Here is a 14,791-nt window from a genome sequence, read left to right as displayed (position 1 = left end):
GATGTTGTATTTTTCATTGAAAATTTACATGACTCACAATTACCCCTTCACATGTGAGAACAATCCCATATGTAATTAAAAAGCAATCCTATTCATTGTCACCAAAATCAAGGAAAGATAGACTCTACATGTTCTAAATACTTCGACAACATTATCGAGCAGTCATTTTCAATAAAGCAGGGAGAGTAAAACAATGAGCCCAGTTATCCATCATCTCGTCAATATACTTAAAGTCACTGCAGCACAATTAGACAATACTGACTTATATAATATTATGCTCAATCACTATCAAACATTGCGTTTAATAGACAGTGAGTTACATTGGGCCTCACCTGAATTAGCAGAATTATCACAGCAATTGCTGCCTGTTAATATTACTCATGAGCATGTACTATCTTTACTCGATAATATCCAAAATGCTATTGCTGACAACCCATATTTAATGCATTTTCTTAGCCAAGCAGAACATCAGCAATTTGCTCAATTAAAAGAAAAGTCAGCCCTTAATTTCAAACAAATCCTCCCCGCGGTGATTGGATACGCTTTAGTTCAAGAACGCCTCACGCAGGCCCTATATCAACACTGGCCTTTAATCGATACTTTAATGAAAATATGGATACCACTGCGCAAACAATACGGAATAGAGTCTCAACTTTCTACATTTGAAAGTATGAAACTCGCTTCTATTGAAAAACCGATGAGTGATTACCTTCAATTTCACCGCGCCGAAGCTGTTCCTCATGATTATGCTCTATTAGATTTACCCATGAATATCTTTGAAGCTGTTGCAGAAGATCTAAGTGAACAGCGATTTGATAATGCTAAAGCAGGCGCCATTCTCGCTTTTCACCTACCGAATGCGAAACCTGCTCGTTTTAGTGATAATCAAAAAGGTATTTTACTCACACCTCCTCAAGCAAAATCCTGGGCAGATCTTTACAGTTTATGGAATATGGCCTTTGTTTCCCACTTAGGTCACTTTCCTTTTTTAATGGTCAAATTACTGATCCCTCAAGTCAATGATTTCAAAGATAACCCAGAACTTTATCTTTATAATCGTACTCTAGCGCTATATACCCATTTACACTTTGCATTTTTTAGTCAATTTGACCGCTTGCAAACAAAACAACCCAATATGGACTGGCAAGATGAAACGCTTACCCAATTACTGGGTCGATGTGCGCTCAAAAGTGCTCAAGAATATCAGCAACGCGTTGAGGACGAAAAAGAGAATGAAGCGAAATCAAATTACCGTTTTATTATTTAAAAAAAACCTTGCTTAGGAAGACCATTCGCTTTTATGTTAACAGCATAAATGCATTAATAAGGACGAGAATGACACTGAGCATGGTTGGCTTAATTTTAGGGTTAATATTACTGATAATATTAACCCTAAAAGGCATGAATATTCTTATCGCGGCACCTTTATGTGCTTTAATACTCGCGGTTACCAGCCATATTCCCATCATCCCTCCATTAGCTGATAATAGTACCAGTTTCACTGTCAGTTATATGACAGGATTTGCCTCTTTTTTACAAGATTGGTTCATTGTCTTTCTGTTAGGTGCCATGTTTGGCAAAGTGATGGAAGCAAGTGGTGCAGCAGATAGCCTAGCCCATTGGATTATGCTTACTTTCGGATCAAAACACGCCCCTTTTGCCGTTGTACTGACCTGTGCCATTTTAACCTATGGGGGAGTCAGCGTGTTTGTTGTGGCTTTTTCCGTTTTCCCTATGGCACTCAGTTTATTCAAAGATGCCAATTTGCCAAGACGATTTATTCCAGCAGCCCTCGCTTTTGGCTCCATTACTTTTACAATGACCTCAGCAGGCTCTGTCGAAATTCAAAACTTTCAACCTATGCAATATTTAGGTACCAATCAATTTGCAGGTTGGCCTGTAAGCCTTGTTGTCGCCTTATTTATGGCCTTAATGGGAATGTGGCTATTTCATGTCATGATAAAACGAGCCGTCGCCAAAGGTGAACGTTTTGATGATAGGGAAGGCGATCCCGCCCCTAAATCATCAAATATGCTCCCTCCCCCTTTTCTGTGCTTTATCCCATTAGTATTAGTCCTTGGAAGCTCATTTTATTGCAGTGTCATGTTAGATTTTGGCCGCTCATCACTCATTATTGCGCTATTAATTGGCTTAATAAGCTCAGTCATTTTATATTGGAAACGATTTGAACATTTAGGCAATGCTCTTTCTATTGCCACCTACAGTGCCTTGATTGCCATCGCCAATACTTGTGCTGTCGTTGGATTTGGCAGCGTAGCTAAACTCACTCCAGCTTTTAACGATACCCTTGCACACATGACAGCATTACCCGGCAATGGATTAATCAGTGCAGCCATTGCCATCAGCGTTATCGTTGCATTAACGGGCTCTGCATCTGGTGGGCAAGCCATTGCCCTGCCCTTAATTGCCCCTCATTATCTTGACGCTGGCGTGGATCCTAATGCATTGCATCGGGTTATTGCTATTACATCTGGAGGACTGGATTCATTACCCCATAATGGCTATGTGATCACTACAATCAGAGCCATTTGTGGTGAAACCCATAAAACGGCCTACCTCCCACTCGGCGCATTAACCGTACTGATCCCTTTTATGGGCGCCATACTCGCCATTACCCTATTTATTCTAGGCATGTAATGCGCCAAGGCTGTTGTTCTTGGTGATGACTTCTGCAACCGTTTGAGAAGGTTTTAGACAAAGCTGAGCTAATGCTATGTCATTATTCTCGGCTTGGGTTCAAACGTCGCTCTATCTTCTCCATCTGATGTTTACGGATGAACAAATGTCGTGTTCACATGGATGTGAATGAACGACCATGGAGTCGTCAGCTTGGGTTCAAACGTCGCTCTATCTCCACCATCCCTGGAATCGTCGGCTTAGGTTCCTGACGCCGCTCTATCTCCTCCATCTGATGTTTACGGATGAACAAATGTCGTGTTCACATATATGTGAATGAACAACCTTAAGATTGTACATCTATAAGCTATCACGCCTTAAAAAGAAGCGACAAACGCTGTCCTCATTACTTTATCAAGCAGGGCTCACGAAAGATCAACGCCCCCTAGTATAATAAACGCAGAGAAAGCTTTATAATGGATTGAAATAATCATTACCCTTGTTGTCTTATATAGCATCATTGAGAGAGGCTAGCTTGTCCCACACTTATATTCCCTTAGCGCAATACACTCGTAAATGGATTTTTAATCATAAAGATCTTCCCGTCAGCGAAGAAGATAAAAATAAAATACAGCCTCTAGATCAAAAAAGTGCCATGCAAGTCTGGAATCAATGGATCAGCAATAAAAGCACGCGTAGTGAACAATTTGCAAAGGGAGATTGGGGCGCTAAGCAAGATGCTTGGAAAGAAACCGATCATTGGCAAAGCGCTTGGGACAGTGAAATCCCAACATTACCTGATACCCTCGCTGACTTTATCGATTGGCCTAGTAATGCTATAGTTTATTTTTGTTATGATAAATATCAAGTGATTCAAACCACTTGGGAAGTGTTTGTACGAAATTGGAAATGCTTTTTATTTTTTGATGACGGCCCTTTGTTGGTATCTCCAAAACGGAAACAAGCAGTTTTGTTTCACCAAAATGGTCAATATCAAGTTGGACATAGAGGCTAAGGACTAACTTATTTTTATGAGGCTTTATATGACACGATTAACCACCCTTCTCTTGCTGAGTAGCTTTTTCATATCCAGCGCACAAGCAAAAGAAGTATCAGGTGTTAATCTTCCTGATACCTTGAGCATAGATAATCAAACACTCCTCCTTAACGGGGCGGGTGAGCGAAGTAAAATGTTTTTTGACCTTTATGTCGCGAGCCTATATCTACCCAGCAAAATCCATAATGCTGCAGATGTATTAAATGCTCCTCGTGCCGTTATCAAACTGAATATTGTTTCAAGTATGATAACAGCTGAAAAAATGAAAAAGGCCATTGCAGAAGGTTTTGATGCCTCGACAAACGGCAATGTTAAGCCTATTCAAGCCCAAATAGATCAATTCGTCGCCGTTTTTTCAGATAAAATATCAGAAGGCGATCAGTTTACTTTTGATACTAGCCCTAAAACCGGCGTGACCGCGTCTAAAAATGGTACCGTTTTGGTCACAATAAACAACGATACGTTTCGTCAGGCATTGTTGAATATTTGGCTGGGAGACGATCCGGTGCAATCAAGTTTAAAAAGCGATTTACTCGATAAATAATGCCAGTTTGATAATAAGAGGCATAGTGTCACGCCTCTTATTATCGCAGCAGCTTGTCTGTTAACGTTTCCTCTAAAAACTGAATCTCGCTTCAAGTGCAGCTCCGCCTTGATTTTCAATTGTCTCATCTGTGCCTGCAGGATTGAGCTCAAGCTCACCACTGAAGAAATACCCTGCAAATGCTGATATTGTGATCTTTGGCGTCCATTTCCAGCTCGCCCGTAAATGACTTACCCATTCATCAATTTCAGCCGTATTTTCATTATCCCCAATCAAAAAACGATTCGTGCGCTTGGATACACCTAAACCAAACTCCCAATCCGGTGCGGCTAAATAACTCAATTCTGCCCCACCAGGTCCGCTGAAACCAACCGAAAAAGGATTAGATAAATACCAAGCATCATTGATTTGCCAACGAAAAGCGAGAAAAGGCACCGTTCTGACTTCATCAATATCATTTAAATACGCCACCCCTAGACCAAATAAATGCCCAGAAGAAAAGCGGTGCATGGCCGAAATGACAACCCCGTAACTTTGTGCCTCACTAGCAGAGGCAGTTTCTGCATAGGCATATTGAAGACGAGGAGATAACATAAATACCCAATGTTTATCGGGTCGATAGACAACTGATACACCAGCCCTAAAACGATTAATATGATCCCAAGCATAATCTGTCGCTTCACCTGAAGGACTCTTCCAATCATAATCTAGATAATCATAACCAAAATCAGCTCCTATAATCCATTTTTTAGATAGGGGATATTTAACCTTAAAATTAGTGATCCACTGATCGCGCTGTAATTCATTTCCATCATTACCGACATCTGCATTGCCCGTCGTGACACGAGAAACACTAAAGGTAAATGGCGAAAAATCAGCTGGCGGTTTAGCCGCAACAAAAAAAGAGAATAAAGACGTTGAAATAAATGACCATTTAGCAACAGAAGTAAAGTTCATGTTTCTCCCTAAACACATGATATTAATTAATATAGTTTATTTATTCAGCTAATATCTGGCACATGAAATAGCACTTATCATTCCCATCACATTCAGCCGATAAACTTAAAGATAACAGCATGTGAACATTGAATAAAGGTGCTTATTTTTAAACTCGATATGCACGAAGAAACATATCAACACTCGATTGTAGATACTGATTTCGACTTGCCACTAAATCATCCACATCAATCCCCAGATCTAACTTTAAGCGCATTTCTCCAAATAACATCAAACAAAGACGAACTGCACAATGACGCGGCTCATGAAACTGATATTGTTGTGCCGCTGACACTTTTTCGAGATAATCACTCAGTAAAGAAAGAATACATTCTGGACCATTTTTAAAGAAAACCTGCGCGATTTCTGGATGCCTATCTGCATGTGTTACACATGTTTGGTAAATAGCAAGTGCTTCTTTACTTACCATTAATTGCCCAAATTGTTCAGCAAAATACATTAATGTTTTTTCAGGCTGTTCTAAATTAAAAAATATCTCACTGTTGAGTTGATAGCTATCTGCTTTCGCTGTTATCGATGCTGCAAACAAGGTGTTTTTACAACCAAAATGAGAATAAAGCGTCTGTTTCGACACGCCCGCTTTTTTTGCAATTTCCTCCATACTGGTATGAGGAAAACCCTGCTCACAAAATAACATATTCGCCGCGGCTAAAATATTAGCGTGCTTTTGCTCACGCTTCGTCAGGTTTTGGCTGCTTAATGAAGTCAGTGCCATCAACAAATTACTCTCAAATTAAATGGTAATCAACATGGAACCGGTCATTATGCGCAAGTCATGGTAAAGGCCAAGACCTTTCAAGCTGCCAATCAATTGATCCCCAAAATACAAAAAGCGCTGGATAAAGCCTACCCACAAGCACAAATTTTGGTCAGAAAATTCGAACAAGGGCCTCCTTTTAACGCGCCAGTTGAAGTCAGGTTATTCGGCCCAAACCTCGATCAACTCAAACGTTTAGGAGAGCAAGTCAGGCTTATTTTTACTGACACACAACATGTTACACACACTCGCGCGACACTCAGTGCAGGCTCTCCGAAGCTCTGGCTACAAATAGATGAAGATGAAAGCTTAATGGCTGGACTTCATTTAACCAATATCGCTAACCAAATTCAAATGGCCACCACAGGACTGAGTGGCGGCAGTATTTTAGAGCAAACAGAATCTTTGCCTGTTCGTGTTCGACTAGATGATAATCAACGACAAGAGCAAATGAAAATTTCTGAGCTGAATTTAATCTCCAATACCGCGTCAGGGATCCCGTTATCAGCGATTTCCAACAGTGAAATAAAAGTCAGCCGAGGTACGATTCCCCGCAGAGATGGACAAAGGGTTAACACTGTTGAAGCGTATATCGAAAATGGTATTTTACCTCAGACAGTATTAAATGAAGCAAAAGTAAAGCTCGATGCGCTTGAATTACCTTCAGGCTATCAAATTCAAATCGGTGGCGAGAGCGCAAAACGTGACGAGGCAGTGGGTAATCTCTTATCTAATGTTTTATTCGTCCTGACTTTATTACTAACCACTATAGTGTTGTCGTTTAACTCCTTTCGATTAACAGGGATCATTTTATTAAGTGCTGTCCAATCTGCAGGATTAGGGTTGCTCTCGGTCTATGTTTTTGATTATCCATTTGGTTTTACAGTTATTATTGGTCTATTAGGATTAATGGGGCTAGCAATTAATGCAGCGATTGTCATTATTGCAGAGCTAGAAGTCGACCCACAATCACGCCAAGGCGATATCAATACTATTGTACGACTCGTTAGCAGTTGTGGTCGCCATATTGGCTCTACGACCATCACCACCATTGGAGGATTTTTACCCCTTATCATTGCTGGCGGTGGATTCTGGCCACCTTTTGCCATTGCGATAGCTGGTGGCACCTTACTGGCCACCCTCCTATCTCTCATCTGGGTACCCACCATGTATAAACTCATCATGAGACCGAGAAGCAAAACAACACATCATAAACTTGCTAAGGGTGTCAATTAATCCCCACGACACCATATTAGTGAGCTTTTCTCAGAAAGTCATAGTCAAGACATAAAAAAGCCTCGTTAATACGAGGCTTTTTTATATTATGTCCTTGTCCCATCCTGAGATAAGTTGACACTTTAACGGTCTATCTATTCACCCTTTGAGCTATCTGATTCTCTATCCATATTCTCGCTGCTTTCAAGCCATAACGCATTGATAATACCGAAAGAACAAGCTAAAAATAGTCCCAATATCCAAGTAAAATACCACATAACTTGCTCCCTTAATAAAGTGACGTTGAATTGGTTTCAATATGTTGACGATTTAAACGACCAAACATCTTGTAATACGTCCAAATGGTGTAACACAAAATTAATGGTACAAAAATCGCTGCAACCACTGTCATCACCCCTAGAGTCCCTTGGCTGGCAGTGGAATCCCACATGGTTAAACTCACATTAGGATCAAGCGACGAAGGCATCAAAAATGGGAACATTGCTGCCCCGCACGTTAAGATCACCATTGCAACGGTCAATGAACTAAACAAGAAGGCAAAACCAGAGCGATGAAAGCGACTGGTAAATATCACCAATAGCGGTAATATCAAGCCCGCGATAGGAAATAGCAATGTAATGGGGTAGGTTTGATAATTAGCTAACCATGCACCTGCTTCTACCGCCACCGTTTTCAATGCTGGATTTGATGGACCATTATGATCAATTGCTGAAGTGATGACATATCCATCAATACCATTAACCAGTAGCAAGCCTGATAACACAAAGAAAACAAGCACGAAAATAGCTGCCACTTGTGAAGCACCTGCGGCCCGAACCCGCAACTCACCTTCAGTTTTCATTTGTAACCAACTGGCACCTTGCATGATGAACATACTCACGGCAACCACACCGGTTAACAACGCAAAAGGATTTAATAAACTCAAGAAGCCGCCATGATAAGTTGCACGTAAATACTCATCAAAATTAAAAGGAACACCTTGTAGCAAATTACCAAAGGCAATACCAATGACAAGTGGAGGCACAAAACCTCCTAAAAACAATAGGTAATCCCATGTTTTTCGCCATCTTGGATCTTCTATTTTTGAGCGATAATCAAAGCCCACTGGACGTAAATACAAGGTGAACAACACCAGCATCATGGCCAAATAAAAGCCCGAGAAAGAGACGGCATAGACTGTTGGCCAAGCGGCAAATAAAGCACCGGCTGCCGTGATCAACCAAACTTGGTTACCATCCCAATGAGGCGCAATTGTGTTAATCATAATACGGCGTTCGGTATCATCTTTACCAATAATCGGCAGTAATGCACCCACGCCCATATCAAATCCATCTGTAACAGCAAAACCAATAAAGAGGACCCCAATTAATGCCCACCAGATGAATCTTAACGTTTCATAATCAAACATATTCTGCTCCCCGTTAGTCTGCTAGTTTTTCAAAATGATAACGGCCCGTTTTTAAACTACTGGGACCACGACGAATAAACTTCGTCATTAAGAACAGCTCAACCACTAGCAGCACTGAATAAAACAAGGTAATGTAAATAATACTCGTCCAAACATCACTCGGCGTTAAACTCGATGCCGACATAAAGGTGGGCAATACTTCTGAAATCGTCCAAGGTTGTCGCCCATATTCTGACACAAACCAACCACATTGAATCGCTATCCATGGCATAGGTAAGCTAAACAGTGCCGCCCTCAGCACCCATTTATTTTCTTCAATTTTATGCCTTGTACTTTGCCAAAAAGCAGCAGCAAAGACGAATAACATAATGAAACCTAATCCAACCATCACCCTAAATGACCAGAAAATAGGCCATACATGGGGAATAGAGTCTTTTGTAGCAGCCTGAATTTGCGCTTCGGTGGCATCCACCACTTTATCGGTATAAGGCTTGAGTAATAACCCATACCCTAAATCCACTTTCGCTTTTTCAAAGTCTGCTTTTAATTGAGGAGATTCATCCCCTGCTCGCAGTTTTTCTAACATACCGTAGGCTTTCATACCATTACGAATGCGAGCCTCATGAGCCACTAACAAGTCTTTAAGCCCTGTCACTTGTTGATCCAATGAGCGGGTGGCAATAATGCCCATCACATAAGGAATTTTAACCGCATAATCCGTCTTCATGGTTTCTTGATTCGGCAGACCCACTAATGTGAAAGAAGCGGGTGCAGGCTCAGTGTTCCACTCAGCTTCGATAGAAGCTAATTTTACTTTCTGAACTTCACCGACTTCATAACCCGAATCATCCCCTAATACCAGTACAGATAAAATTGCGGCCATACCAAAACTGGCCGCAATGGCAAAAGAGCGACGTGCAAAAGGTAAATCACGCTTCTTCAATATATAAAATGAGCTAATAGCCAATACAAACATCGCGCCCGTTACATAACCCGATGCAACAGTATGAACAAATTTCACTTGGGCAACAGGATTAAACACCACATCAGCAAAGCTGGTCATTTCCATGCGCATGGTTTCATAATTAAACACTGAACCGACAGGATTTTGCATCCAACCATTGGCCACTAAAATCCATAACGCTGACATATTAGAGGCCAGTGCTACGAGCCAAGTAATGGCGAGATGTTGCCCTTTGCTGAATCGATCCCAGCCAAAGAAAAACATGCCCACCAATGTGGATTCTAAGAAAAAAGCCATTAAGGCTTCAATCGCTAAAGGAGCACCAAAAATATCACCGACATAATGAGAATAATAAGACCAATTGGTTCCAAATTGGAATTCCATGGCTAAGCCAGTCGTGACACCAATGGCGAAATTAATACCAAATAACTTTCCCCAAAATTTAGTCATGTCTTTATAAATTTGTTTGTTGGTCATCACATAAAGTGACTCCATAATCGCCAGTAAAAAAGCCAGTCCTAGCGTTAATGGAACAAACAGGAAATGGTACATGGCTGTTAACGCAAATTGAAAACGCGAGAGTTCAACCACCTCTTGTACAATCATTCGAGACTCCTTAATAGGTACGATACATTGCGATAATTAATCCTTATTAACTATAGCAAAATGTATTTCTTGAGGAACATTAGTTAATTTACATTATCAGGCAATTAACTAATCATCGAATTAAAACTTGCAGCATGCGCTGCATAAGTCAATTACGATACAAAAAACATAAAAGTACATTCATCGATACTTTTATTACAGTAAAAGTCCTTATTGCACACTGTTAAACAATAGATTTAACAGGTGATAACTATCGATTACATATAGTCATTTCATTCCAATCTATAGTGTTTTTATACGCCCCAGTTAAAGAGGAATCAATCAAAGCATCAGCTTTCAATGGGTTTTGCGGGGCAGGACACATTTCACAGGGATAGTATTGACAAATACTATATTTCGTGGAACAGACTTTACTAATATTCAAAAAAACATGTTAAAAATTGGATACAGATAATAAAAAAGCCACATGACTATGCAGCTTTTTATTCAGACAACATTAACGCTTATCCTATGGCTTTTCGCACATTACGGAACATACGCATCCAAGGGCTGTCTTCTCCCCATTCATCAGGATGCCAAGAATTCGCCACCGTTCTAAAAACGCGCTCTGGATGAGGCATCATAATAGTCACACGGCCATCAACACTCGTCAATCCCGTGATCCCATCAGGGGAGCCATTGGGATTTTGAGGGTATTGCGTTGCTACCTTACCAAAACCATCAATGTAATTCAGCGCAATAGTACCGGACGCTTTCGTGGCCGCTAATGCGTCTAAGCTTGTAAACTCAGCTCGTCCTTCCCCATGAGACACTGCAATAGGCATACGTGATCCTGCCATACCGTCAAAAAATAGCGAAGGACTCGATTGCACTTCAACTAAGCTAAAACGCGCTTCAAATTGCTCTGAACGATTACGAACAAAATGTGGCCAATATTCTGTTCCAGGAATAATTGCCTTTAAATTTGAGAGCATTTGACAACCATTACAAACCCCCAATGAGACACTTTGATCCCGTTCAAAGAAACGACTAAATTGCTCACGTGCCCTAGCATTAAATAAAATCGACTTTGCCCAACCTTCACCCGCACCAAGCACATCGCCGTATGAGAATCCACCACAAGCAGCTAGCCCTTGGAATTCATCAAGAGAAATGTGGCCACTGAGAATATCACTCATGTGGACATCACGGCTCTCAAAACCTGCACGATTAAAAGCGGCCGCCATTTCAAGGTGAGAATTAACCCCTTGCTCACGCAGAATAGCCATTTTAGGCGCCACACCTTTTAAAATATAAGGTGCAGCGATATCTTCATTGATATCAAAACTGAGCTCAGTGCTTAATCCTGGCTCAAAAGGTTGCTGTTTTAGTGTCAATTCTTCTAGGGCGCATTCTGAATTATCCCGTCTTGCTTGCATTTGATAGGTGGTTTCAGCCCACACGCCTCGAAGCACACTTCGGCCTTCTTTAAACACTTGCAGCCCTGAGTCATTCACTGTAATTGCATCAGCAGTATTCAGACTAGCAATTGGATGACATCTCAGTCCTACTTGTTCAAACTGCTTAATAATATCTTGAGACTGTTCAAGGCTGACTTGTAAAACGGCCCCGAGTTCTTCATTGAATAAACGCTCAAGATGGCTGCCTTTTAACGCACTAATATCGATATCAAGCCCAATATTGCCCGCAAAAGCCATCTCAACCAATGTGGTAAATAGCCCGCCATCACTGCGATCGTGATAAGCCATGACTGATTGTTCTGACACAAGGGATTGCATCACCTCAAAAAAACATCTCAATGTTGCAGCGTTGTCCAAATCTGGTGCCACATCGCCTAATTCACTGTACACTTGCCCCAAGCAAGAGCCACCTAAACGCGGTAACTCAGCGCCAAGATCCACCAGCAAGATAACGCTCTCACCTTTATCGGTTCTCAATTGTGGCGTGACAGTATGGCGAATATCCTGAACACGACCAAATGCGGTGATCACAAGGGACATGGGTGAAGTGACCGATTTATCCTCATCGCCATCTTGCCAAGCTGTACGCATTGACATGGAGTCTTTCCCCACAGGAATAGTCAATGATAATTCAGGGCAAAGTTCCTCACCAATGGCCTTAACCGCTTCATACAGGCCTGCACCTTCTCCAGGATGATCAGCAGCAGACATCCAGTTTGCTGAAAGTTTAATATGCTTTAAGTGGCCAATATCGACACCTGCAATATTCATTATCGACTCAGCAACGGCCATACGTGCAGAAGCGCCAAAATCTAACAAGGCCAATGGAGTGCGCTCACCTAAGGACATCGCCTCACCCACATAAGCATCATAACTGGCCGCAGTTACAGCACAATCGGCTACAGGCACCTGCCAAGGGCCCACCATTTGATCTCGGTTCACTAACCCGGTAACACTTCTATCACCAATGGTGATTAAAAAGGTTTTCTCGGCCACAGCAGGTAATCGCAAGATTCGTAAGGCCGCCTCTTTAATATCGATGTTATCCTGCGCCACTGCAGGTGATTGGGCTTGCAGTTTTTGTGCATTGCGACTCATTTTAGGTGCTTTACCTAATAAAACCTCAAGGGGTAAATCAATGGGGTTGTCATCAAAATGCGTATCCGATAACAACAAATCTTTCTTAGCCGTCGCTTCTCCGACAACAGCAAAAGGGGCCCTTTCACGCTCACATATAGCCTTAAATTTGGCCATATTTTCAGGCGCCACTGACATCACATAACGTTCTTGAGACTCATTACACCAAATCTCAAGTGGACTCATTCCCGGTTCATCTGAAGGCACATTACGCAATTCAAAACGGCCACCTCGATCGCCATCATTCACGAGTTCAGGAAACGCATTCGATAATCCACCCGCCCCCACATCATGAATAAACTGGATAGGATTATCTTCTCCCAGTTGCCAACACCTATCAATCACTTCTTGGCAGCGACGCTCCATTTCGGGGTTTTCACGCTGAACAGAAGCAAAATCTAACGCTTCACTAGACTGACCTGACGCCATTGAGGATGCTGCGCCACCGCCCAAACCGATATTCATTGCCGGGCCGCCTAACACAACTAACTGAGCTCCAACAGTGATCTCCCCTTTTTGAACATGCTCTTCACGAATATTACCTAGACCACCCGCTAACATAATCGGCTTATGATACCCGCGCACTTCCAAACCATTATGACTATTAACAGCTTGCTCATAAGTCCGAAAATAGCCCAATAACGCCGGACGGCCAAATTCATTATTAAACGCGGCTCCACCTAATGGCCCCTCAGTCATAATATCCAGCGCACTAACAATTCTCTCAGGCTTACCATATTCTGTCTCCCAAGGTTGCTCAAACCCAGGAATATTTAAATTAGACACACTAAAACCCGTTAACCCAGCTTTCGGCTTAGACCCTCGCCCTGTTGCCCCTTCATCACGAATTTCGCCGCCTGATCCTGTGGCTGCACCAGGATAGGGACTGATTGCTGTGGGATGATTATGGGTTTCCACTTTCATCAAAATATGCATAGGCTCAGTATGGTAAGCATATTCTCCTTCACTGTTAGGGAAAAAACGGCCAGCCGTTGATCCCGTCATGACTGCTGCGTTATCTTTATATGCTGACAACACATTATCTGGGGTTTTCTCAAATGTGTTTTTAATCATTTTAAACAATGATTTTGGCTGTTTCTCGCCATCAATGGTCCAGTCGGCATTAAAAATTTTATGTCGGCAATGCTCTGAATTCGCTTGAGCAAACATCATTAGCTCAACATCATTAGGATTACGATTTAACCGAGTAAAGTTGTCAACTAAATAATCGATTTCATCATCTGCTAACGCTAAACCTAAATCATTATTAGCCTTTATTAAGGCTATTTTTCCTTGGCCTAATATATCGACACTTTTAACAGGCTTAGGGCGAGTCTGAGCAAATAATATCTCACTTTCTTGAAGCGTACTTAATACGACTTCTACCATGCGATCATACAATAAAGCGGTGAGTTGCTGTTCTTGATCGGCCGTTAAAGCTTGCGAGTCAACATAATAAGCAATACCACGCTCTAAGCGTTTCACTTTATTTAAGCCACAATTATGGGCAATGTCTGTTGCTTTAGAAGACCATGGGGACAATGTCCCTGGACGAGGAATAACAAAGTAAAGCATTCCTTTAGGTGAAGAGGCCTCAATAGCAGGGCCATAGGTCAATAGCGTCTTCAGTTGCTGCTGCTCGGCAGCAGTCAATTCTGAATCAATATCAGCAAGATGAATAAATTCGGAATAAATGGCTTGTATGGGCAAAGAAGCAGCTTCACAAGCTTGCATTAATTTTTGTACTCTAAACGCTGAAAGTGCTGGGGCTCCGCGGATGATCTCCATCACGTCATTTCACCTTATGATTGATTATTGCAGGGTCAAAATCTGGCGCCATTATAGGGAAATGTCCCAGACAAATCACCCGAACAGTAAGAGCAAAACAGTGTTTCCTTCTGAGTGCAAAATCAATAAATCCCTCCTTTAAAAGTGACGTTTAAAACATAAAAAACAATACCAGACCAA

At 41.7% G+C, this 14,791-nt stretch carries 10 protein-coding genes and 1 pseudogene; 5 read left to right on the top strand and 6 right to left on the bottom strand.

What is annotated here, in order from left to right:
- The first annotated feature begins 193 nt into the window (after positions 1–193).
- The 4 genes from Q0976_RS16865 to Q0976_RS16850 all read left to right on the top strand — a co-directional run bounded on the left by Q0976_RS16865 (position 194) and on the right by Q0976_RS16850 (position 4,238).
- Entirely contained in the window at positions 194–1,267 is a 1,074-nt protein-coding gene (locus tag Q0976_RS16865) for a hypothetical protein (RefSeq protein ID WP_299495039.1), read from the top strand.
- A 68-nt stretch (positions 1,268–1,335) separates the two neighbouring features.
- Positions 1,336–2,658: a GntP family permease gene (locus tag Q0976_RS16860; protein WP_299495038.1), complete on the top strand. Its 1,323-nt coding sequence runs from the start codon at positions 1,336–1,338 to the stop codon at positions 2,656–2,658.
- 514 nt (positions 2,659–3,172) lie between these two features.
- A complete protein-coding gene (locus tag Q0976_RS16855; RefSeq protein ID WP_299495037.1) occupies positions 3,173–3,652 on the top strand; it encodes a DUF2947 domain-containing protein in 480 nt (159 codons plus the stop codon).
- A 28-nt stretch (positions 3,653–3,680) separates the two neighbouring features.
- Positions 3,681–4,238 (top strand): chalcone isomerase family protein, encoded by a 558-nt coding sequence (locus tag Q0976_RS16850; RefSeq protein ID WP_299495036.1) that lies wholly within the window; start codon positions 3,681–3,683, stop codon positions 4,236–4,238.
- Between the two features lie 72 nt (positions 4,239–4,310).
- On the opposite strand, the gene Q0976_RS16845 is transcribed toward Q0976_RS16850, so the two are convergent.
- Both Q0976_RS16845 and Q0976_RS16840 read right to left on the bottom strand, forming a co-directional pair.
- Positions 4,311–5,195 carry an autotransporter outer membrane beta-barrel domain-containing protein gene (locus Q0976_RS16845; protein WP_299495035.1) on the bottom strand — a complete coding sequence of 295 codons (885 nt, stop codon included), beginning with the start codon at positions 5,193–5,195 and terminating at the stop codon, positions 4,311–4,313.
- A 148-nt stretch (positions 5,196–5,343) separates the two neighbouring features.
- Complete coding sequence (locus tag Q0976_RS16840; RefSeq protein WP_299495034.1) at positions 5,344–5,970, bottom strand: TetR/AcrR family transcriptional regulator; 627 nt, start codon at positions 5,968–5,970, stop codon at positions 5,344–5,346.
- Positions 5,971–6,015: 45 nt separating this feature from the next.
- Here Q0976_RS16840 and Q0976_RS16835 point away from each other — a divergent pair.
- Positions 6,016–7,248: pseudogene (locus Q0976_RS16835) on the top strand (efflux RND transporter permease subunit); the annotation flags it as partial.
- A 134-nt stretch (positions 7,249–7,382) separates the two neighbouring features.
- On the opposite strand, the gene cydX reads toward Q0976_RS16835, so the two are convergent.
- The 4 genes from cydX to purL form a co-directional block, all read right to left on the bottom strand.
- A complete protein-coding gene (gene cydX, locus Q0976_RS16830) occupies positions 7,383–7,505 on the bottom strand; it encodes a cytochrome bd-I oxidase subunit CydX (protein WP_299495033.1) in 123 nt (40 codons plus the stop codon).
- Positions 7,506–7,516: 11 nt separating this feature from the next.
- Positions 7,517–8,656: a cytochrome d ubiquinol oxidase subunit II gene (cydB, locus tag Q0976_RS16825; protein ID WP_299495032.1), complete on the bottom strand. Its 1,140-nt coding sequence runs from the start codon at positions 8,654–8,656 to the stop codon at positions 7,517–7,519.
- 13 nt (positions 8,657–8,669) lie between these two features.
- Positions 8,670–10,226: a cytochrome ubiquinol oxidase subunit I gene (locus tag Q0976_RS16820; RefSeq protein WP_299495031.1), complete on the bottom strand. Its 1,557-nt coding sequence runs from the start codon at positions 10,224–10,226 to the stop codon at positions 8,670–8,672.
- Between the two features lie 503 nt (positions 10,227–10,729).
- A complete protein-coding gene (purL, locus tag Q0976_RS16815; RefSeq protein ID WP_299495111.1) occupies positions 10,730–14,611 on the bottom strand; it encodes a phosphoribosylformylglycinamidine synthase in 3,882 nt (1,293 codons plus the stop codon).
- Positions 14,612–14,791 lie beyond the last annotated feature (180 nt).

Origin of the sequence: uncultured Shewanella sp., from assembly GCF_947501665.1 — a bacterium.
Classification (GTDB): domain Bacteria; phylum Pseudomonadota; class Gammaproteobacteria; order Enterobacterales; family Shewanellaceae; genus Shewanella.
Note: the sequence above shows the minus strand (reverse complement) of the source record. Positions and strands in the feature narration are given on the sequence as shown.

Coding starts and splice junctions, on each gene's coding strand:
- Q0976_RS16865 (WP_299495039.1), top strand. CDS start 194: ATGAGCCCAGTTATCCATCATCTCGTCAATATACTTAAAGTCACTGCA.
- Q0976_RS16860 (WP_299495038.1), top strand. CDS start 1,336: ATGACACTGAGCATGGTTGGCTTAATTTTAGGGTTAATATTACTGATA.
- Q0976_RS16850 (WP_299495036.1), top strand. CDS start 3,681: ATGACACGATTAACCACCCTTCTCTTGCTGAGTAGCTTTTTCATATCC.
- Q0976_RS16845 (WP_299495035.1), bottom strand. CDS start 5,195: ATGAACTTTACTTCTGTTGCTAAATGGTCATTTATTTCAACGTCTTTA.
- Q0976_RS16840 (WP_299495034.1), bottom strand. CDS start 5,970: ATGGCACTGACTTCATTAAGCAGCCAAAACCTGACGAAGCGTGAGCAA.
- cydX (WP_299495033.1), bottom strand. CDS start 7,505: ATGTGGTATTTTACTTGGATATTGGGACTATTTTTAGCTTGTTCTTTC.
- cydB (WP_299495032.1), bottom strand. CDS start 8,656: ATGTTTGATTATGAAACGTTAAGATTCATCTGGTGGGCATTAATTGGG.
- Q0976_RS16820 (WP_299495031.1), bottom strand. CDS start 10,226: ATGATTGTACAAGAGGTGGTTGAACTCTCGCGTTTTCAATTTGCGTTA.
- purL (WP_299495111.1), bottom strand. CDS start 14,611: ATGGAGATCATCCGCGGAGCCCCAGCACTTTCAGCGTTTAGAGTACAA.